The sequence below is a fragment of the Streptomyces sp. L-9-10 genome, assembly GCF_004151105.1.
Lineage (GTDB): Bacteria > Actinomycetota > Actinomycetes > Streptomycetales > Streptomycetaceae > Streptomyces.
This window is the reverse complement of sequence record NZ_PHRF01000035.1, coordinates 42620-62622: the sequence shown is the minus strand read 5'-3', so window position 1 is coordinate 62622 and position 20003 is coordinate 42620. Positions and strand designations below refer to the sequence as shown.

Below are 20003 nucleotides of genomic sequence, written 5' to 3'. Positions count from 1 at the left end.
CGGACGGCGGGAGACCGGACGGCGGGAGATCTGACGGTTCGGTGACGTGGCCTGTCGGTCGCCCCCGGACGCGGGACCGCGTGCCTAACGTGACGCCGTGACCCTGCTACCCCGCCCCGGCGCGGGCTCCGGAGCCCCAGGAGCCCCAGGAACGCCGGAAGCCCCAGAAGCGGCGGACGCCGCGTGCGCCCCGCCCGCCCCAAGGGAGCGCTCCGGCCGCCGGCCCGACCTGATGGCGGCCGGTGCGGGCGCGCTGCTCTTCGCCGTCGCCGCCGTGGCCGGCACCCTGATCGACCACTACGACGGGACCCTTCACGTCAGCTGGCCGCCCCTGCTGGCCCAGTGGATGCCGCACCTCGGACCCGGCACGCTCCCGGCGCTGCTGACCGCCGTCGCGGTGATCGCGTACGGTCCGCCCCTCGCCGCCCGGCTGTCCTGGCGCCGGCTGACCTGGGCCAGTTGGGCCGCCGCGCTGGCCTGGACCTGGTCACTGGCGCTGGTGGACGGCTGGCAGCGCGGCGTGGCCGGCCGGCTGACCACCCGGCACGAGTATCTGAGCGGTGTCGACCGGTTCGACGACATCCCCGCCACCCTGCGCGACTTCACCCGGCACATCCTGATCGGCCCGCCGGACAACTGGCCGACCCATATCGCGGGCCATCCGCCGGGCGCCGTCCTGACGTTCGTCGGACTCGACCGGATCGGGCTCGGCGGCGGTGCGTGGGCCGGCGCGTTCTGCGTGGTCACCGGCGCCTCGACGGCCGTCGCCGTCCTTGTCACGCTGCGCGCGCTGGGCGCCGGGCGCGCGGCACGCGCGGCGGCCCCCTTCCTCGTCCTCGCCCCGGGCGCCGTATGGGTCGGCGCCTCCGCCGACGGGTACTTCGCGGCCGTCGCCGCCTGGGCGCTCGCCCTGCTGGCGCTCGCGGCCACCCGTACCGTCCGCGCGCCCCGGGCCGCCGCGCTCGGCTCCGGCCTGCTGTTCGGGGTGACGGTCCATCTGTCGTACGGGCTGACGCTGATGGTCTTCCCGGCCGTGGCGGTGCTCGTCCTCGCCCGGCGGGCACGGCCGCTGCCCGTGCTGGGTTTCGCGGCCCTGGGGTTCGCGATGGTGGCGGTGGCGTTCCTGCTGGCCGGGTTCCGGTGGTGGGAGGCGTACGGACTGCTGGTGGAGCGCTACTACCAGGGCGTGGCCAGGGACCGCCCCTACGGCTACTGGGTCTGGGCCAATGGAGCCGGTGTGGTGATCGCGGCGGGACTCGCCGCCGTCGCCGGGATCCGGCGCCTGCCGGCCACCGTCCGCGGCGCCCAGGGCCCCGGGCGAGGGCCACGTACCACCGGCCGGGGGCCACGGAGCGCCGACCGGACGGTCGCCCTGGTGGTGGCCGCCGTGCTCCTGGCGCTGCTGGTCGCGGATCTCTCCGGGATGAGCAAGGCCGAGACGGAGCGCATCTGGCTGCCGTTCACGCTCTGGCTGCCGGCCGCCGCCGCGCTGCTGCCCGCCCGCGACCACCGCGGCTGGCTCGCGGCCCAGGCCGGCCTGGCTCTCCTCGTCAACCATCTGCTGCTGACGCTCTGGTGACCGCGGCGCGCCGGGGCTCGCGCGGGGCGGCGACAGGGCTCGCGCTCCGGCGCGGTCTCAGACGCCGGCCGCGTACCGCCAGAAGTCCCGCATCAGCGGCGGCGGGGTCGGGCCGGTCATCGCCCGCTGGCTGAGCAGGATCGTGACCGCCCCGGTGGACGGGACGAGATGCCCCGCCGTGCCCGTACCGCCGACCCAGCCGTACCGTCCCGGCACATTCCAGGGATCGGTCTCCGCGACATCGACCGAGCCGCCGAAACCCCAGCCCTGGCCCTCCAGGAACAGCGTGCTCGCCGCGCGCTGGGCCGGGGTGAGATGGTCGGTGGTCATCCGCCGGACCGACGCGGGCGACAGCAGCCGGTGGCCGCCGAACGTCCCTTCGGCGAGCAGCATCCGGGCGAAGCCGTACCAGTCGTCGGCGGTCGAGACCAGTCCTCCGGCGCCGGACGGGAACGCGGGCGGGCTGCTCCACTGACCGTCGGGGGCGTCGACCAGCTCGGGGCCGTCCGTCGGACCCGCCCCGTAGTAGCCGGTGAACCGGTCGAGCTTGCCCGCCGGTACCTCGAATCCCGTGTCGGTCATGGAGAGCGGTTCGAACAGCCGCTCCGCCAGGAACTCGGACAGCGGACGGCCCGCCACCCTGGCGATCAGCACGCCCAGGATGTCGGAGCAGGTGTTGTACAGCCAGACGTCTCCCGGCTGGTGCAGCAGGGGGATGCGGGACAGCGTCGCCATCCACGCGTCGGGCGCCGCCACGTGCTGCGGCTGCGGCGCTCCCTGCATCAGCTCGCTGAACAGCAGCGCGACCGCGGGCAGCGAGAAGTCGGACGGGAACCCGTACCCGGCGCGGAAGGTGAGCAGATCGGCCACGGTGATCGCCCGGACGGCCGGGACCACGTCGTCCACCGGACCGACCGGCGTACGGACGACGGTCGGCGAGGCCAGCTCCGGGAGCCAGGGCGCGACCGGGTCGTCCAGCGCGATCAGGCCGTCGTCGACGAGCATCATGACCGCCGCCGCCGTGACGGGCTTGGTCATCGAGGCGATCCGGAAGATCGAGTCCCTGGCCATCGGGGACGTGCCCCCGAAGTCGGTGGAGCCGACGGCCGCCACCTCGACCCGGTCGTCGAGGGCCACCAGGCCCACGGCTCCCGGCATCGAGCCGTCGGCGACGTGCTTCTCCAGGGTGTTGTGCAGAGTGGTCATCGGTCCACCTTCCCGTGTGCGCGGTCGGAGGGGGGACTCCCGACACGGCAAGAACTCATCGCGGTGCGTTACGCGGCGCGCGAGGTCAGATAGGCGACCGTGGCCGGATCCGCCGGGACGAACGTCTCGATGGCCAGTTCGGCGACGGTCACGTCCATCGGGGTGTTGAAGGTGGAGATGGACGACAGGAAGGAGAGCACCCGCCCGTCGTGCTCGATGATCATCGGCAGCGCGAAGCTCGGCCCCGCGACGGAACGGAGCGCGCTCGCGTCCTCGGCCGGCGGCTCGTCCTGCCATGCCCCGGACCCCGGCGGCGGATACGCGGCGACCTCGTCGTACACCGCGCGCAGCGCGGGGGAGCGGTGCAGCGCGAGCTGGCGCTCCATCTGGTCGAGCAGATGTCCGCGCCACTCCCGCAGATTGCGGATGCGCGGAGCGAGACCCTCCGGATGGAGGGTGAGCCGCATCGAGTTGAGCGGGGGCGCGAGCAGCTTCTCGGGCACCCCCTCCAGCAGCATGGCGACGCCCTGGTTGGCGGCCACCACGGTGTACGTCCCGTCCACGACGACCGCCGGATACGGCTCGTACCCCCGGAGCAGCCGGTCCAGGCCCTCACGTACGGCGTCCATGGCCGGGTCGTCCAGCGCCGTCTCGGTGAACCGGGGCGCGTAACCCGCCGCCAGCAGCAGCGTGTTGCGTTCCCGTACCGGTACGTCGAGCCGGTCGGCGAGGCGCAGCACCATCTCCTCGCTGGGGCGGGCCCGGCCCGTCTCGATGAAGCTGATGTGCCGGGCGGACGAATCCGCCCGGATCGACAGCTCCAGCTGGCTGACCCGACGCCGTTTGCGCCAGTCGCGCAGCAGGGGGCCGACGCCCGGCTCGGCGGCACGAGCCGGTGCGACGCCGGGTGCCGTGACCTGAGCCGTCATACCGTGGGCTGCCATACGAGGACCGTAATGCACCGGTCCCGGCAGGGGCGTACGGGGTGCGCGCGGCACGGCGGACCCGGGGGCGCGCGGAGACGACGTATCGTCGGCCGCGTCGCTGCCCGTTCCCGTAAGGAGCCCGGCCATGGCCACCGAGCCGCTGTCGCAGAACGAGATCGAGGACCGGCTGCGGGAGCTTCCCGGCTGGTCCGTGGAGAACGGTCTGCTGACCCGCACCTACCGGCTGGGCACGCACTTCGCGGCGACCGCGATGGTCGTCCATATCGCGCGGACCCAGGAGGAGTTGAACCACCACTCCGCTCTGACCCTGCGCTACAACACCGTCGCCCTGGCGGTGAGTACGCATGACGCGGGCGGCGCGCTCACCGGGCGGGACTTCGAACTGGCGCGGCGCGTCGAGGCGTTCGCCCCCGCGCACGGCGCCTCCTGACGGACGCCACCGGTCCCGCGACCGGCCCTCCGGCCGGTCCATTTACGCTGGTGACCATGGACGTACTGGCGGGACTCCTCGACGGGCCGCGGGCGCGCGGGGCCTTTCTGCTGCGCATGGTGATGGAGCCGCCGTGGTCCGTCCGGATCGAGGACCGGGCCCCGTTGTGTCTGATGTGTGTCACCCGCGGCGAGGCCTGGATCGTCCCCGACGGGGGCGGTGATCCGGTGCCGCTGCGCCCCGGGGATGTCGCGATCGCCCGCGGCCCCGAGCCGTACATCACCGCCGACAGCCCCGGCACCGCACCGCGCGCGCTGATCGGCCCCGGCGGCGCCTGCCGCACCCTGGCGGGCGAGCCGCTCGCGCAGTCCATGCACCTGGGCGTACGGACCTGGGGCAACGCCCCCGACGGCGGGACGACCGTCCTCATCGGTACGTACCAGATGGACGGCGAGGTCAGCAGACGGCTGCTGGACGCGCTGCCGCCGCTGCTCCATCTGCCGGCCGATGTCTGGAACTGCCCGCTGATGCCCGTGCTGGACGACGAGATCTCCCGGGACGAGCCGGGCCAGAGCGTGGTGCTCGACCGGGTGCTCGATCTGATGCTGATCGCCGTGCTCAGGGCGTGGTTCTCGCGGCCCGGCGCGGAGGCACCCGGCTGGTACCGCGCCATGGCCGATCCGGCGGTCGGCAACGCCCTGCGGCTGCTCCAGAGCGAGCCGGCCCGTCCCTGGACGGTCGCCTCGCTCGCCACCGCCTGCGGTGTCTCACGGGCCGGGCTCGCCCGCCGCTTCACCGATCTGGTCGGCGAGCCCCCGATGGCGTATCTCACCGGCTGGCGGCTCGCACTCGCCGGGGATCTGCTGCGCGGCACGGACGCGACCGTCGAGTCGGTGGCCAGGAAGGTCGGCTACAGCGGTTCGTTCGCGCTGAGCGCGGCGTTCAAACGGGTACGCGGCGTCAGCCCCCAGGAGTACCGGTCGGGCGCGCTGCCGGTCGGGTCCTAGAGGGAGCCCGTGGACCACGGCGCCGCCGGCCGGTACCGGCCGACGGCGCCAGGGGGTCCGGGGGCGGGGTCAGTCGTTGACCTCCGCCGGGTCGGAACCGATGCGCCTGCCCTCGTCCAGCGCGGCGAACGCCGCCAGATCGTCGGCGTCCAGCTCGAAGCCGAAGACGTCGATGTTCTCCTGGATCCGGGACGGCGTCACGGACTTGGGGATCACCACGTTCCCCAGCTGGATGTGCCAGCGGAGCACGACCTGCGCCGGGGTCCTGTCGTGCTTGTGCGCGATGGCGACCACCGTCGGGACGTCGAGCAGCCCCTTGCCCTGGCCGAGCGGCGACCACGCCTCGGTGACGATGGAGTGCTTCTCGTGCACGGCGCGGGACGCGCCCTGCTGAAGCTGCGGGTGCAGCTCGATCTGGTTGACGGCGGGGACCACGGAGGTCTCGCCGAGCAGCCGCTCCAGGTGCTCCGGAAGGAAGTTGGAGACACCGATGGCCTTGACGCGGCCGTCGCTCAGGAGCTTCTCGAACGCCCTGTAGGTGTCGACGTAGGCGTCGACGGCCGGCCTCGGCCAGTGGATCAGATAGAGGTCGAGGTACTCCAGGCCCAGCTTCTCCAGCGAGACGTCGAAGGCGCGCAGCGTCGTGTCGTACCCCTGCTCGCTGTTCCACAGCTTGGTGGTGACGAAGAGGTCCTCACGGGCGATGCCGGAGGTCGCGATGGCCTTGCCCGTGCCCTCTTCGTTGCCGTAGATGGCGGCGGTGTCGATGCTGCGGTAGCCGGCCTCCAGCGCGGTGCCGACGGCCCGCGTCGCCTCGTCGTCCGGGACCTGCCAGACACCGAAGCCGAGCTGGGGCATCTCGATGCCGTTGTTGAGGGTGAGGGTGGGGACCTTGCTCACGAGCGGTCGATCCTAACGTCGTCGGTAGCTTCTTCTGAGGACAACGGTCACGGCGGCGGGCGGATTCCCGTCCGCGCGGAGTCCGTGGGCACCTCACCGGTAGAGCGCGTCCACCTCGACCGCGTAGGCGGCCTCGATCGCTTTGCGCTTGAGTTTCAGCGACGGTGTCAGCAGCCCCTGTTCCTCGCTGAACGGATGCGCGAGGATCCGGAACGTACGGATCGACTCGGCCTGGGACACCGCCGTGTTCGCGGCCACCACCGCGCGCCGGATCTCCGTCTCCAGGTCCTTGTCCCGCACGAGATCGGTGGGTTTGAGCGGTGACCTGCCCTGGATGGAGAGCCAGTGGTCGACGGCCTCCCGGTCCACGGTCACCAGCGCCGCGATGTACGGCCGGTCGTTGCCGACCACGATGCACTGGGACACCAGCGGATGCGCCCGTACCCGGTCCTCCAGGGCGCCGGGCGAGACGCTCTTGCCGCCGGAGGTGACCAGGATCTCCTTCTTCCGGCCGGTGATGGTCAGATAGCCGTCCTCGTCGAGCGACCCGAGATCACCGGTGGCCAGCCAGCCGTCGTGCAGTACGGCGTCGGTGGACTTGGGGTCGTTGAGATAGCCCGAGAAGATCTGGTCGCCGCTCAGCCACACCTCGCCGTCCGCCGCGATATGCACCGAGGTGCCGGGGATCGGCTGGCCCACCGTGCCGTAGCGGGTGCGCTCCGGCGGGTTGGCGGTGGCCGCCGCGCAGGACTCGGTGAGCCCGTATCCCTCGTAGACGGTGACGCCCGCGCCCGCGAAGAACAGCCCGAGCCGCCGGTCCATCGCCGAACCGCCCGACATGGCGTGCCGTACCCGGCCGCCCATCGCGTCACGGACTTTGCTGTAGACGGCCTTCTCGAAGAACTGGTGCTGTACCCGCAGCGTCGCCGAGGGGCCGGGACCGAGGCCGAAGGCGCGGTGCTCCAGCGCTTCCGCGTAACGCACCGCCACGTCCACGGCCTTGTCGAAGGGCCCGGCCCTGCCCTCCGTCTCCGCCTTGCGGCGCGCCGCGTGGTAGACCTTCTCGAAGATGTACGGCACGGCCAGGATGAACGACGGCCGGAACGCCACCAGATCGGGCAGCAGCGCGCTCGCCTGGAGGACGGGCTGATGGCCCAGCTTCACCCGGCCGCGGATCGCCGCGATCTCGATCATCCGCCCGAAGACATGCGCGAGCGGCAGGAAGAGCAGGGTCGACGTCTCGCCACCGGCCTTCGCGCGGAAGACGGGCTCCCAGCGTGTGAGGACGGTGTCCGCCTCGAACATGAAGCAGGCGTGGGTGATCACACATCCTTTGGGGCGTCCGGTGGTGCCCGAGGTGTAGATGACCGTGGCCACGGAGTCCGGAGTCACCGCCCTGCGGTGCCGGTGCACCACCTCGTCGTCGATCCCGGCGCCCGCCGCGAACAGCTCGCCCACCGCGTCGGCGTCCAGCTGCCAGAGCCGTTTGAGCCTGGGCAGCCGGTCGATGACCGAACCGATGGTCATGGCGTGGTCCTCGTGTTCGACCATGCAGGCCGAGACCTCGGCGTCGTACAGCATCCAGTAGACCTGTTCGGCCGAGGACGTCGGATAGACCGGTACGGACTGCGCGCCGACCGTCCAGAGCGCGAAGTCGAAGAGCGTCCACTCGTAGCGGGTACGGGACATGATCGCGACCCGGTCGCCGAACCGTACGCCGTGCGCCAGCAGCCCCTTGGCCAGCCCCAGCACCTCGTCGCGGAACGCGGCCGAGGTCATGTCCCACCACTGGCCGCGCTCGTCCTTGCGGCCGAGCGCGATCCGTCGCGGATCGTCGACGGCATGATCGAACACGGCGTCCGCGAGCCCACCGACGTGGGGGGCGGCCGGCAGAGGGGGGACGGTGAACTCGCGCAATGACCTGCTCCTTGTGGCGCTCCGCACAGCGCGGGTGACGGTACCCCAACGGGCGTTCCGGGGGGAGAGTGTCCGCGAACCGGAGCGAAGCCGTATCGCCACAGGTCAGCGCCCGATTCGAGCCCGCTTTCGCAGGCTCGTGGCAGACATCTGACCGTGGAGTAAGTGGCCGGCGGGTGAATCTCCACCGAATCCGTACGCCGCTGTCACGCGCGCTCTACCGAGCAGGGGCCTTGGTCCGTACCTGTGGCGTCGTCCGTGCGCGCCCCGCCGAGGGCCCGGCGACCGTCAGCTGTCCGCCGCCGGACGGTGCAGCCGGTCGCCGCCCGCCAGGATCGCCGCCGCCAGCGCGTCCGCCGCCTCCTGGGTCTCCGGGCGGCCGCGCCGCCGGCCGTGCAGCAGGACGAAGTCCACGCCGCCCAGCTCGGGCAGCCCGGCCTTCGCCGGGACCGGCACCAGGCCCGGCGGTATCAGCCCCCTGGTGTGCGCCATGACGCCGAGCCCCGCGCGGGCCGCCGCGATCAGCCCGCTCAGGCTGCCGCTCGTACACGCGATGCGCCAGCGCCGGTCGTGCGCCTCCAGCACCTCCAGCGCGCGGGCGCGGGTGAGGGCGGGCGGCGGAAAGGCGATCAGCGGGACCGGACGCTCCGGGTCCAGACGCAGCTGTGGCGCCCCGATCCAGGCCAGGGTGGACTGCCAGACCAGCTCACCGTGACGGTCGCCCGTACGGCGTTTGGCCAGCACCAGATCGAGCCGGCCGTCCGCCAGCTGTTCGTGCAGGATGCCGGAGAGCTCCACGGTCAGTTCCAGGTCGACCTCGGGATGGTCGCGCCGGAAGGTCTCCAGGATCTCCGGGAGCCGGGTGAGGACGAAGTCCTCCGAGGCGCCGAACCTGAGCCGGCCGCGCAGCCGGGTCCCGGTGAAGTAGGCAGCCGCCCGGTCGTGGGCCGCCAGGATCGTCCGGGCGAAGCCGAGCATGGCCTCGCCGTCCTCGGTCAGCTCCACGCTGTGGGTGTCCCGGGTGAACAGCAGCCGCCCCGTCGCCTCCTCAAGACGGCGGATGTGCTGGCTCACCGTGGACTGGCGCAGCCCGAGCCGGTGCGCGGCCTGCGTGAAACTCAGGGTCTGGGCCACGGCAAGGAAGGTGCGCAGCTGTCGTGGGTCGTACATACCGCCAGGTTAGAGCGTTATCACAAATCACGATGACAGTGAGAGCGGTATGCGGGATTCCCGATCATGGAGAACAGGGGGAGCATGGGGAGGCACGCACTGTACCGACAGCCAGTAGTGGAGCACATGAACCGCCGTCCTTCCCCGCGCATCCGGATCCCGTCCTGGCTGCCTGTCGACCCCTACATCCTGGCGCTCATCGGAACCGTCGCCCTCGCCGCGCTGCTGCCGGCCTCCGGCACGGTCGCCGACGTCGCGGGCGGGGCCTCGACGGGCGCGGTGGCGCTGCTGTTCTTCCTCTACGGGGCACGGCTCTCCACCCGCGAGATGGTCGACGGGCTGAAGCACTGGCGGCTCCATCTGACCGTCCTCGCCTGTACGTTCCTGCTCTTCCCGCTGCTGGGGCTGGCGGCGCGGGGGCTCGTACCGTTCGCCCTGACCCCCGAGCTCTACAGCGGACTCCTCTTCCTCTGCCTGGTGCCCTCCACGGTCCAGTCGTCCATCGCCTTCACCTCCATCGCCCGCGGCAATGTGGCCGCCGCGATCTGCGCCGGATCGTTCTCCAGCCTCGTCGGCATCGTGATCACCCCCCTGCTCGCGGCGCTGCTGATCGGCGGCGGGACGACCGGCTTCTCCGCCGACTCGCTGTTCAAGATCGTCGCCCAACTGCTGCTGCCGTTCCTCGCGGGCCAGTTGCTGCGCCGCTGGATCGTCGGCTTCCTCACCCGCCACCGCACTCTGCTCGGCCTGGTCGACCGAGGCTCGGTCCTGCTGGTCGTCTACACCGCGTTCAGCCAGGGCATGGCCGCGGGCATCTGGCACCAGGTGACCCCCGCCAGGCTGGCGGTGCTGCTGGGCGTCGAGGCGGTGCTGCTCGCGGTGATGCTCTCGCTGAGCTGGTACGGCGGCAAGCGCCTGGGCTTCGGCCGCGCGGACCGGATCGCGATCCAGTTCGCCGGATCGAAGAAGAGCCTGGCGGCGGGGCTGCCCATGGCGAGCGTGCTGTTCGGCGCGCAGGCGAGCCTGGCCGTACTGCCGCTGATGCTGTTCCACCAGATGCAGTTGATGGTGTGCGCGGTGATCGCGAAGCGCCGGGCACGTGACACCGGGTCGTCGGAACCGTCGGGTCTCCCAGGACCCCGGAAGCGGCCCGCCTCGATCCGTACGCCCGTCTCCACGTCCGCCGGCGAGTGAGCCGAAGGGGCGCGCCGACGCCGTGAGGCCGAGCGCGCGGAGGTTCGTGAGGAACGAGCGAATCGAGCACGGTGGGCCTCACGGCGTCGGCGCGAAGCGCCCCGGAGGCGAACCGAGCCCCAAAAAGAGAGACATGAGAAAGGACCCGGCCGACGCAGGGGGCGCTCCCCGCCGGCCGGGCCCTGTTCCGTGCAGCGGGGGTGGTCAGACCCCGGTGTGAAGGGCGATCCTCCCGTCCCCCGCGTACACGTTCATGGAGGTGCCGCGGAGGAAGCCGACGAGCGTGAGCCCGGTCTCCGCGGCGAGATCGACGGCGAGCGACGAAGGCGCCGACACCGCCGCCAGCACAGGAATGCCCGCCATCACGGCTTTCTGTGCGAGTTCGAAAGAAGCGCGGCCGGAGACGAGCAGGATCGCCCGGGAGAGCGGCAGCAGGTCCTGCCGCAGTGCCCGGCCGACGAGCTTGTCGACGGCGTTGTGGCGGCCGACGTCCTCCCGGATGTCGAGCATCTCGCCGTCCTCGGAGAACAGCGCGGCCGCGTGGAGGCCCCCCGTCCGGTCGAAGACCTGCTGTGCCGCTCGCAGCCGGTCGGGGAGACCGGAGAGCAGCGCGGGTTCGACGCGGACCGGGGGAGTGTCATTGATCGGGAACCGGGCGGTGGTCCGTACGGCGTCCAGGCTGGCCTTGCCGCACAGCCCGCACGACGAGGTCGTGTAGACATTGCGCTCCAGCGTGATGTCCGGCACGGGGACTCCCGGCGCCAGCCGTACGTCGACCACGTTGTACGTGTTCGAGCCGTCGTCCTTCGCTCCGGCGCAGTACACGATGGACTGGACGTCGGATCCCGCCGCCAGGACCCCTTCGCTGACCAGGAAGCCCGCCGCGAGCGCGAAGTCGTCGCCCGGCGTGCGCATGGTGATGGCGAGGGGTTTGCCGTTCAGCCGGATTTCCAGCGGCTCTTCCGCCACCAGGGTGTCGGGACGGGTCGAGACGGCTCCGTCCCGGATACGGATGGTGCGGCGGCGCTCGGTGACCCGTCCCATGTGATCCAGTCCTACTCGTCGGTGCCGAAGTCAGTGCTGCTGTACGTGCTGGTAGCCGAAACGGCCCTTGATGCAGAGGTTTCCGTGCGTCACCGGGTTGTCGTGCGGCGAGGTGACCTTCACGATCTCATTGTCCTGCACGTGCAGTGTCAGATTGCAGCCGACACCGCAGTAGGCGCAGATCGTGGTGGTCTCCGTCTGGGCCGGTTCGTTCCAGGTACCGGCCTCCCGCATGTCGAATTCCGACTTGAAGCTGAGTGCTCCGGTCGGGCAGACCTCGATGCAGTTACCGCAGTAGACACAGGCCGAATCGGTGAGCGGTGTGTCGTGCTCGGTGGAGATACGGGCGTCGAAGCCGCGGCCCGCAACGGAGATCGCGAAGGAATTCTGCCACTGCTCACCGCATGCGTCGACACACTTGTAGCACTGGATGCACTTGTCGTAGTCGCGGACGTACAGATCATTGTCGATCTTCGGTTCCTCGTTCAGCCTGGCCGCGTCGGGCCCGAAGCGCTCGGGCTTCGCGTCGTACTCCTTGAGCCACTCCGCGGCCCTCGGGGTGGTCGAGAGATCGGTCGACGAGGCGAGGAGTTCGAGGACGATCTTCCGGCTGTGCCGGGCGCGCTCGGTGTCCGTACGGACGTCCATGCCCGCCTCCGCGCGGCGCGAGCAGGCGGGCGCCAGCGTACGGGCGCCCTCGACCTCGACGACACACACCCGGCAGGCGTTCTTGGGGGTCAGTGTGTCGCCCTCGCAGAGCGTCGGGATGTCCTTGCCCGCGGCCCGGCAGGCGTCGAGCAGTGTGGACCCCTCCGGTACCCGGGTCTCCTGGCCGTCCAGGGTGAACTCGATGAGCCGGCGCGGTGGTTGAAGCGGTATCGCGGTCACTCGGCACCCCTTGACTCGAAGACGTCCAGACGGTCGATGGCGGACTCGACGGCGTTCCACGCGGTCTGTCCGAGACCGCAGATGGACGCGTCCTTCATGGCCCGGCCGACCTCGCGCAGCAGCGCGATGTCCCCGGCGGCCTCGGCGCCCGTGCGGTCCAGGATCCGGTGCAGGGCTTCCTCCTGCCGTACCGTGCCGACCCGGCAGGGCACACACTGCCCGCAGGACTCGTCGCGGAAGAACTCGGCGATACGGAGCAGCATCCGGGGCAGCCGCACGGTGTCGTCCATCACCAGCACCACACCGGATCCGAGTGTGGTGCCGGCCGCTCTCGTTCCCTCGAAGGTGAGCGGGATGTCCCGCTCGTCGGGGCGTACGAACCCGCCCGCGGCGCCGCCGAGCAGGATCGCGCGCACCTCGCCCGGTGTGCCCGCCAGATCGAGCAGCTCGCCCAGCGTGGCACCGAAGGGCAGTTCGTAGATTCCGGGACGCGACACACTGCCGGAGACACAGAACAGCTTGGGCCCGGTGGACTGGGGCGTGCCGATCGCCGCGTACGCCTGGGCGCCGCCGGTCAGGATCGGCAGCACGTTGATCAGTGTCTCGACGTTGTTCTCGGCGGTCGGCTTGCCGAACAGGCCCTGTTCCACCGGGAAGGGCGGCTTGGAGCGCGGCTCACCGCGGTAGCCCTCGATGGAGTTGAACAGCGCGGTCTCCTCGCCGCAGATGTACGCGCCCGCACCGCGCCGGATCTCGATGTCGAAGGCGAATCCCTGGCCGAGGATGTCGTCCCCGAGCAGTCCGCGGGCGCGCGCCTGGTCGATCGCGTTCTGGAGGAGGCGCAGGGCGCGCGGATACTCGCCGCGCAGATAGAGATAGCCGTGGTGCGCGCCGACCGCGTATCCGGCGATGGTCATCGACTCGATCAGGGAGTACGGATCGCCCTCCATGACCACCCGGTCCTTGAAGGTGCCGGGCTCCGACTCGTCGGCGTTGCAGACCAGATAGTGCGGGTGGGCCGGCTGCGAGGCGGTGGCCTGCCACTTGCGGCCGGTGGGGAAGGCCGCGCCGCCGCGGCCGACCAGACCGGCGTCGGTGACCTCCCTGATGACACCGGCGGGCCCGATGCCGAAGGCCCGCCGCAGCGCCGCGTAACCGCCGTGCGCCCGGTAGTCGTCGAGGCTGTACGGATCGACGACCCCGACGCGGCCGAGCAGCGTCAGCCCCGGCTGCCCGGCCTGCGGTACGGCCATCGCCGCGGCGGGTTCCGCGGGCGCGGCCTCGGGCGCGGCCGTGGCCAGGACGAGCGCCTCGGCGGTGGCGGGGGCGACGACGGCCGTGGCGTACGGCCGGGACGGCGGCTCCGTCGCTCCGGCGTCCTCCGCCGGCCCCGCCTGGATGAGCAGCGCCGCCGGGGCGCGCTCGCAGAGGCCGAGACAGGGGCTCGGCTGCCAGACGGCGCCGCCCGTGGGCGTGCCCGCGGCTCCCAGCCGCTCTTCCAGGCTCGCGCAGAGCGCCTGGGAGCCATGGGCGGCGCAGGCCAGGTCGGTGCAGACGTGCAGCACCTTCGCGGGGCGCGGTGTGACCGCGAACATCGCGTAGAACGTGGCGACGCCGTACGCCTCCGCCGGCGGTACCGTGAGCCGTCGGCAGAGGTAGTCCAGCGCGCCCTCGCTGATCCAGCCGACGCGGTCGTTGACCGCGTGCAACCCCGGCAACAGCAGGTCTCTTCGCGCTCGGGCCTCGCGACCGCCCCGTGCCCAGCGCAGATCCGTGTCCGTACGGTCCTCCGCGCCTTCCCAGGCCGAGGCCGGCGGGCCGAGCAGCGCGTCGACCGCCGCCCGCTCCTCGTCGGTCGGTTTGCTGTCACCGAAGTGCAGGTCCACTGAGTCTCAGCTCCTCGATGCCGCTGCGGGCAGCTTCTCGATCCGGATCGCCGATGCCTTGAACTCGGCGGTGCCCGCGATCGGGCAATTTGCCTCGATGGTCAGCTGGTTGGTGTCCACCTCGTCCGGGAAGTGCATGGTCATGAAGGCCAGACCGGGACGGAGCCCGGGGTCGACCCAGACCGGCGCCTGTACGGTGCCGCGCCGCGACGAGATTCGGACCTCCTCGCCCACCGTCACCCCGTACCGCTCGGCGTCCTCGGGGCACAGCTCGACATACTCGCCGCGCCGCAGCGGAGAGGCAAAACTCCCGCTCTGCACACCGGTGTTGTACGAGTCGAGCCGGCGTCCCGTGGTGAGCCTGATCGGATACTGATCGTCCGTCAGATCGACCGGGGGGTCGTGCTTGACGATGCCGAAGGGCGCGAGCCGGCCGCGCCTGGCCGGGTCCGCCTCCCACAACCTGCCATGCAGATAGGTCGGTTCGAGCTTGTCCGTGTCCGGGCAGGGCCACTGAATGCCCTGATGCTCCGCCAGCCGCTCGTAGGTCATGCCGTAGTGGTCGGGGGAGACCGAACGCAGCTCGTTCCACACCGACTCGGCGTCCGCGTACTTCCAGGCGTGCCCGAGCCGGCCCGCCAGGTCGCAGATGATGTCGATGTCCTCGCGCGCCTCGCCGGGCGGCTCGACGGCCTTGCGCACCCGCTGCACCCGGCGCTCGCTGTTGGTGGTGGTGCCGTCCGTCTCCGCCCAGGCGGCGGTGGCGGGCAGCACCACATCGGCGAGTTCGGCGGTCTTGGTGAGGAAGATGTCCTGCACCACGAGGCAGTCGAGCCGCTTCATCCGCTCCACGGCCTGCTCGCTGTCGGCCTCGGACTGGGCGGGGTTCTCGCCGATGCAGTAGACGGCCTTCAGCTCGCCGGTCTCCATCGCCTCGAACATGTCCGTCAGGTTCAGTCCGTAGTGCGGCTGGATCACGGTGTCCCACGCGGTCTCGAACTTGCGCCGGACACCGGGCTCCAGGATGTCCTGGAAGCCGGGCAGCCGGTTGGGGATGGCGCCCATGTCGCCACCGCCCTGCACGTTGTTCTGGCCGCGCAGCGGCTGCACACCCGAGCCGTACCGGCCGACATGCCCGGTGAGGAGGGAGAGATTGATCAGCGCCCGTACGTTGTCGGTGCCGTTGTGGTGTTCGGTGATGCCCAGCGTCCAGCACAACTGGGCCCGTTCGGCGCGGGCGTAGGCGTGCGCGAGCTCGCGGATCGCCTCGGCCGGTACGCCGGTCACCTGCTCGGCCACCGACAGTGTCCACGGCTCGACCTCGGCGGCGTACTCCTCGAACCCGGTGGTGGCGCGCTCGATGAACGAGCGGTTGTGCAGCCCCGCGTGGATGATCTCGCGGCCGACCGCGTGGGCCAGCGGGATGTCCGTACCGACGTTCAGTCCCAGCCAGCTCTCGGCCCATTCGGCGGTGGAGGTACGGCGGGGGTCGACGGCGTACATCCGCGCGCCGTTCCTGATGCCCCGCAGTACATGCTGGAAGAAGATCGGGTGGGCGAAGCGGGCGTTGGAGCCCCACATCACGATCAGATCCGTGTGGTCGACCTCCCCGTACGAGGAGGTGCCGCCGCCGGATCCGAAGACGGCGGAGAGGCCGGCCACACTCGGCGCGTGGCAGGTCCTGTTACAGGAGTCCACGTTGTTGGTGCCCATCACCACACGGGCGAACTTCTGGGCCACATAGTTCATTTCGTTGGTGGCGCGGGCGCAGGAGAACATCCCGAACGCGCCGCGTGCGGCGCCCAGGCCCTCGGCCGCGCGGTCCAGCGCCTCGTCCCAGGTCGCCCTGCGGAGGGGGCCGCCCTTGTCGTCCCGCACCAGGGGGTGGGTGATGCGGGCATACGTTTTCGGCGTGCGATCTCGCTTCTTCACGCTGCGCTCTCCTTTGGGAGTGATGGCCGCGCCCCATTGCATACAGTATCCCGACGGCGGGTACGCGAGGGAACCCCAGTGCGGGGATTTGACGCGTACCCGCCTCTCCGGGAATCGCCGACGGGCCGTCAGGCGGCGGCGGTCACACCGCGAGCCAGCAGATCGGAGATCGCGTCCACCGTGCGGAGCGTCGGCACCTGGACATCACTGATCGCGGCGAGTTCCACGACGGCGGCGAGCAGGACATCCAGCTCCAGGGGCTTGCCCTTCTCCAGGTCCTGGAGAGTGGAGGTCCGGTGGTCACCGACCCGTTCCGCCCCGGCCAGCCGCCGTTCGACGGATATGTCGGGGCGGCAGCCCAGCGCCTCGGCGACCCGCAGGGCCTCCGACATCATCAGCTCGATGACCTCGCGGGTGGAGCGGTGCAGACACATCTCCCGCATGGTGGCGCGGGTGAGGGCGCTGATCGGATTGAACGAGATATTGCCGAGGAGCTTGATCCAGATGTCCTCGCGCAACTCGGCCTCGACCGGACATTTGAGACCTCCGGTGCGCATGGCATCGCTGAATTCCAGACACCTCGCGGACACCGAGCGGTCAGGTTCGCCGATCGAGAACCGGGTGCCTTCGAGATGCCGGACGATGCCCGGTCCCTCCAGCTCCGTCGCCGCGTACACCACACACCCGATCGCACGTTCGGGTGGGAGTACGGCGCTGACCGAGCCGCCCGGGTCGACACTCTCGACCCGCCGGCCGTCGTGCGGGCCGCCGTGGCCGTGGAAGTACCACCAGGGAATGCCGTTCTGGGCGGCGATGACCGCCGTACTGTCCTTGAGCAGGGGCGTCACCAGCGGCCCGCACGCCGCATAGGAGTTGGCCTTCAGCCCGAGGAACACATAGTCGACCGGACCGATGTCCTCCGGCCGGTCGGTGGCGTGCACCCGCGCGGTGAAATCGCCGCGTGGGCTGAGCACTCTGACTCCGTGCTGCCGCATGGCGGACAAATGCGGCCCGCGGGCGATGAGATGGACGTCGGCACCCGCTCGGTCGAGAGCGGCTCCGACATAGGCGCCGATCGCTCCGGCGCCGACAACTGCGACTTTCACTGTGGGGCTCTCCGTTCGGTTTGAGGGAGACCGAGGGAAGGGTCACACTCCGCTGTCTGTTCTCTGTGCTGTTGATCACACTCCGTGTTGACGATATATTGTCTACAGTATGTACTTCTGGTCGACAAGGCTCCGGAAAGGTATGCAGTCGGCAAACTCGGCCGGAGATCTTCCCTACCGGTCGGTCGGTTCCTAGAGTTCCCGACCATGACGCCACCACTCGCGCCCGCCGGCTGGAGCCGCTGGCTGGTGCCCCCCGCCGCGCTGTCGGTGCACCTGTCGATCGGCCAGGCCTACGCCTGGAGCGTGTTCAAACCGCCGCTCGAATCGGCGCTCGGCCTCTCCGGCACCGCCAGCGCCCTCCCGTTCCAGCTGGGCATCGTCATGCTCGGCCTGTCGGCGGCCTTCGGCGGCACGCTCGTCGAACGCAGAGGGCCGCGCTGGGCGATGACGGTCGCCCTCTGCTGTTTCTCGTCGGGCTTTCTGCTCGCCGCGCTGGGCGCCGTCACCGAGCAGTACTGGCTGATCGTCTTCGGCTACGGCTTCGTCGGCGGTATCGGCCTCGGCATCGGTTACATCTCGCCCGTCTCCACCCTGATCAAGTGGTTCCCCGACCGGCCCGGCATGGCCACCGGCATCGCCATCATGGGCTTCGGCGGCGGCGCGCTCATCGCCTCGCCGTGGTCCGCGCAGATGCTGGACTCGTTCGGCGCGGGGAGCAAGGGGATCGCGCTCGCCTTCCTGGTGCACGGGCTGGTGTACGCGGTGTTCATGGCGCTCGGCGTGCTGCTCGTCCGCGTACCCCCGCCCGGCTACCGGCAGGGCGGGGACGGCGCGGCGAAGCCGGCCCCCGGCGCCGCGAAGCCCGCGGCGGGCGCGCTGATCTCCACCGCGCAGGTGTCCGCCAGGTCCGCCGTGCGCACCCCGCAGTTCTGGTGCCTGTGGGTCGTGCTGTGCATGAACGTCACCGCGGGGATCGGGATCCTGGAGAAGGCCGCCCCGATGATCACCGACTTCTTCGCGGAGACCGACGCGCCCGTCAGCGTCTCGGCCGCCGCCGGTTTCGTGGCGCTGCTGTCCGCAGCCAACATGGCGGGCCGGATCGGCTGGTCCTCCACCTCGGACCTGATCGGCCGGAAGAACATGTACCGCGTCTATCTCGGCGTCGGCGCGGTGATGTATCTGCTGATCTCACAGTTCGGCGACTCCTCCAAGCCGCTGTTCGTCCTCTGCGCGCTGGTGATCCTGTCCTTCTACGGAGGCGGGTTCGCCACGATCCCCGCCTATCTCAAGGATCTCTTCGGCACCTATCAGGTGGGTGCCATCCACGGCCGGCTGCTCACCGCCTGGTCCACCGCCGGTGTGCTCGGCCCGCTGATCGTCAACCGGGTGGCGGACAGTCAGGAAGAGGCGGGCAGAAGCGGATCCGGGCTGTACGGTCTTTCGTTCACCATCATGATCGGGCTGCTGGTCATCGGCTTCGTCGCCAATGAACTGGTCAGGCCCGTCCACCCGCGCCACCACGTCCCCGCCCCCAGGGAGGCCGCAGATGACCACGTCCCCAGCGAAGAACACCGTGCGGCCTGAACCGCGTACCGGTCTGATCGTCTTCGCCTGGCTTTGGGTCGGGATCCCCCTCGCGTACGGTGTGTATGAGCTGGTACTGAAGGCAGCCCAGCTTTTCACCGGATGATATGGAGTCTCCAAGCGGCGCGGCTGAATCCTGTTGGTTCACCTGCACCCCTACCGGTGAGTCGCTGACGAGACTGGAGCACTCCTGACGTCGAACCAGAGGGGGTCCCGGGCATGACCGGCACTCGTATCGCCGCGCTCGGGCACTATCAGCCCGCCAAGGTGCTCACCAATCACGACCTGGCGGGCATGGTCGACACCAGTGACGCGTGGATCACCAGCCGGGTGGGGATCAGAACCCGCCATATGGCGGGGCCCGACGAGCCGGTGGACGAGCTGGCCGCGCACGCGGGCGCCAAGGCCCTCGCCTCGGCCGGGCTCACCCCGGCGGACATCGATCTGGTGCTGGTCGCCACCTCCACCGCCGTCGACCGCTCCCCGAACACCGCGGCCCGGGTCGCCGCCCGGCTCTCCATGGGCTCGCCCGCCGTCATGGACCTCAATGTCGTCTGCGCGGGCTTCACCCACGCGCTGGCCACCGCCGACCACGCCGTACGGGCGGGCTCCGCCTCCCGCGTCCTGGTGATCGGGGCGGACAAAATGACCGCGATCACCGACTGGACCGATCGCTCGACCTGCGTATTGGTCGGTGACGGCGCGGGCGCGGCGGTCGTCGTGGCGGCGGGCGAGGACGAGGAGCCGGGGATCGGCCCGGTCCTCTGGGGCTCGGTGCCGGAGATGGGCCACGCGGTACGGATCGAGGGCAGCCCGCCGGTCTTCGCCCAGGAGGGCCAGTCCGTCTACCGCTGGGCGACCACCCAGCTGCCGCCGATCGCCCGCCGGGTCTGCGAGCGGGCGGGCGTCACCCCCGAGGAGCTGGCCGCGGTCGTGCTGCATCAGGCGAATCTGCGGATCATCGAGCCCGTGGCCCAGAAGATCGGCGCGGTCAACGCGGTCATCGCCCGGGATGTGGTGGATTCGGGTAATACGTCCGCGGCGTCGATCCCGATGGCCCTGTCCAAAATCGTGGACCGCGGAGAGATTCCGTCGGGTGCGCCGGCACTGCTCTTCGGTTTCGGGGGAAACCTCTCCTACGCGGGTCAAGTCATCCGCTGCCCCTGAATCCCGGTGTTCTCGGTAGACTGTAGACGATAGCCAATGTCTT

Annotated in this window: 16 protein-coding genes; 6 read left to right on the top strand and 10 right to left on the bottom strand. The window is 70.7% G+C overall.

What is annotated here, in order from left to right; all coding sequences use genetic code 11:
• Positions 1-232 precede the first annotated feature (232 nt).
• Positions 233-1579, top strand: a complete 1347-nt coding sequence (locus CU044_RS09565) for a hypothetical protein (protein WP_205124061.1) — start codon at positions 233-235, stop codon at positions 1577-1579.
• A gap of 57 nt (positions 1580-1636) precedes the next feature.
• Here CU044_RS09565 and CU044_RS09560 read toward each other — a convergent pair whose 3' ends face one another.
• A complete protein-coding gene (locus CU044_RS09560) occupies positions 1637-2785 on the bottom strand; it encodes a serine hydrolase domain-containing protein (RefSeq protein ID WP_129768056.1) in 1149 nt (382 codons plus the stop codon).
• Positions 2786-2853: 68 nt separating this feature from the next.
• Positions 2854-3714, bottom strand: coding sequence for a helix-turn-helix transcriptional regulator (locus CU044_RS09555; RefSeq protein WP_129768220.1), 861 nt, complete (start codon positions 3712-3714; stop codon positions 2854-2856).
• 142 nt (positions 3715-3856) lie between these two features.
• On the opposite strand from CU044_RS09555, the gene CU044_RS09550 reads away from it, so the two are divergent.
• Both CU044_RS09550 and CU044_RS09545 read left to right on the top strand, forming a co-directional pair.
• Positions 3857-4162 (top strand): 4a-hydroxytetrahydrobiopterin dehydratase, encoded by a 306-nt coding sequence (locus CU044_RS09550; protein WP_129768055.1) that lies wholly within the window; start codon positions 3857-3859, stop codon positions 4160-4162.
• A gap of 56 nt (positions 4163-4218) precedes the next feature.
• Complete coding sequence (locus CU044_RS09545; RefSeq protein ID WP_129768054.1) at positions 4219-5169, top strand: AraC family transcriptional regulator; 951 nt, start codon at positions 4219-4221, stop codon at positions 5167-5169.
• 69 nt (positions 5170-5238) lie between these two features.
• On the opposite strand, the gene CU044_RS09540 is transcribed toward CU044_RS09545, so the two are convergent.
• From CU044_RS09540 to CU044_RS09530, 3 genes are all read right to left on the bottom strand, one after another.
• Positions 5239-6069, bottom strand: coding sequence for an aldo/keto reductase (locus tag CU044_RS09540; RefSeq protein ID WP_165371834.1), 831 nt, complete (start codon positions 6067-6069; stop codon positions 5239-5241).
• Between the two features lie 93 nt (positions 6070-6162).
• On the bottom strand, positions 6163-7986 hold the full coding sequence (locus CU044_RS09535) for an AMP-dependent synthetase/ligase (RefSeq protein WP_129768053.1): 1824 nt from the start codon (positions 7984-7986) through the stop codon (positions 6163-6165).
• A 288-nt stretch (positions 7987-8274) separates the two neighbouring features.
• Positions 8275-9156: a LysR substrate-binding domain-containing protein gene (locus CU044_RS09530; protein ID WP_129768052.1), complete on the bottom strand. Its 882-nt coding sequence runs from the start codon at positions 9154-9156 to the stop codon at positions 8275-8277.
• Positions 9157-9282: 126 nt separating this feature from the next.
• On the opposite strand from CU044_RS09530, the gene CU044_RS09525 reads away from it, so the two are divergent.
• Positions 9283-10350, top strand: coding sequence for a bile acid:sodium symporter family protein (locus tag CU044_RS09525; protein WP_129768051.1), 1068 nt, complete (start codon positions 9283-9285; stop codon positions 10348-10350).
• 204 nt (positions 10351-10554) lie between these two features.
• Here the strand turns inward: CU044_RS09525 and fdhD are convergent, their stop codons facing one another.
• From fdhD to CU044_RS09500, 5 genes are all read right to left on the bottom strand, one after another.
• Positions 10555-11394, bottom strand: coding sequence for a formate dehydrogenase accessory sulfurtransferase FdhD (gene fdhD / locus CU044_RS09520; protein WP_129768050.1), 840 nt, complete (start codon positions 11392-11394; stop codon positions 10555-10557).
• Between the two features lie 30 nt (positions 11395-11424).
• Positions 11425-12282, bottom strand: a complete 858-nt coding sequence (locus CU044_RS09515) for a 2Fe-2S iron-sulfur cluster-binding protein (protein ID WP_129768049.1) — start codon at positions 12280-12282, stop codon at positions 11425-11427.
• On the bottom strand, positions 12279-14168 hold the full coding sequence (locus CU044_RS09510) for an NAD(P)H-dependent oxidoreductase subunit E (protein WP_129768048.1): 1890 nt from the start codon (positions 14166-14168) through the stop codon (positions 12279-12281). Before CU044_RS09510 ends, CU044_RS09515 begins: the two co-directional genes overlap by 4 nt.
• 6 nt (positions 14169-14174) lie before the next feature.
• Complete coding sequence (locus CU044_RS09505) at positions 14175-16100, bottom strand: molybdopterin-dependent oxidoreductase (RefSeq protein ID WP_129768047.1); 1926 nt, start codon at positions 16098-16100, stop codon at positions 14175-14177.
• A gap of 128 nt (positions 16101-16228) precedes the next feature.
• Positions 16229-17206, bottom strand: a complete 978-nt coding sequence (locus CU044_RS09500) for a 2-dehydropantoate 2-reductase (protein WP_129768046.1) — start codon at positions 17204-17206, stop codon at positions 16229-16231.
• Positions 17207-17413: 207 nt separating this feature from the next.
• On the opposite strand from CU044_RS09500, the gene CU044_RS09495 reads away from it, so the two are divergent.
• Positions 17414-18793, top strand: coding sequence for an OFA family MFS transporter (locus CU044_RS09495; RefSeq protein WP_129768045.1), 1380 nt, complete (start codon positions 17414-17416; stop codon positions 18791-18793).
• A gap of 219 nt (positions 18794-19012) precedes the next feature.
• Positions 19013-19960, top strand: a complete 948-nt coding sequence (locus CU044_RS09490; RefSeq protein ID WP_129768044.1) for a beta-ketoacyl-ACP synthase III — start codon at positions 19013-19015, stop codon at positions 19958-19960.
• Positions 19961-20003 lie beyond the last annotated feature (43 nt).

Coding starts and splice junctions, on each gene's coding strand:
- CU044_RS09565 (WP_205124061.1), top strand. CDS start 233: ATGGCGGCCGGTGCGGGCGCGCTGCTCTTCGCCGTCGCCGCCGTGGCC.
- CU044_RS09560 (WP_129768056.1), bottom strand. CDS start 2,785: ATGACCACTCTGCACAACACCCTGGAGAAGCACGTCGCCGACGGCTCG.
- CU044_RS09555 (WP_129768220.1), bottom strand. CDS start 3,714: ATGACGGCTCAGGTCACGGCACCCGGCGTCGCACCGGCTCGTGCCGCC.
- CU044_RS09550 (WP_129768055.1), top strand. CDS start 3,857: ATGGCCACCGAGCCGCTGTCGCAGAACGAGATCGAGGACCGGCTGCGG.
- CU044_RS09545 (WP_129768054.1), top strand. CDS start 4,219: ATGGACGTACTGGCGGGACTCCTCGACGGGCCGCGGGCGCGCGGGGCC.
- CU044_RS09530 (WP_129768052.1), bottom strand. CDS start 9,156: ATGTACGACCCACGACAGCTGCGCACCTTCCTTGCCGTGGCCCAGACC.
- CU044_RS09525 (WP_129768051.1), top strand. CDS start 9,283: ATGAACCGCCGTCCTTCCCCGCGCATCCGGATCCCGTCCTGGCTGCCT.
- fdhD (WP_129768050.1), bottom strand. CDS start 11,394: ATGGGACGGGTCACCGAGCGCCGCCGCACCATCCGTATCCGGGACGGA.
- CU044_RS09495 (WP_129768045.1), top strand. CDS start 17,414: ATGACGCCACCACTCGCGCCCGCCGGCTGGAGCCGCTGGCTGGTGCCC.
- CU044_RS09490 (WP_129768044.1), top strand. CDS start 19,013: ATGACCGGCACTCGTATCGCCGCGCTCGGGCACTATCAGCCCGCCAAG.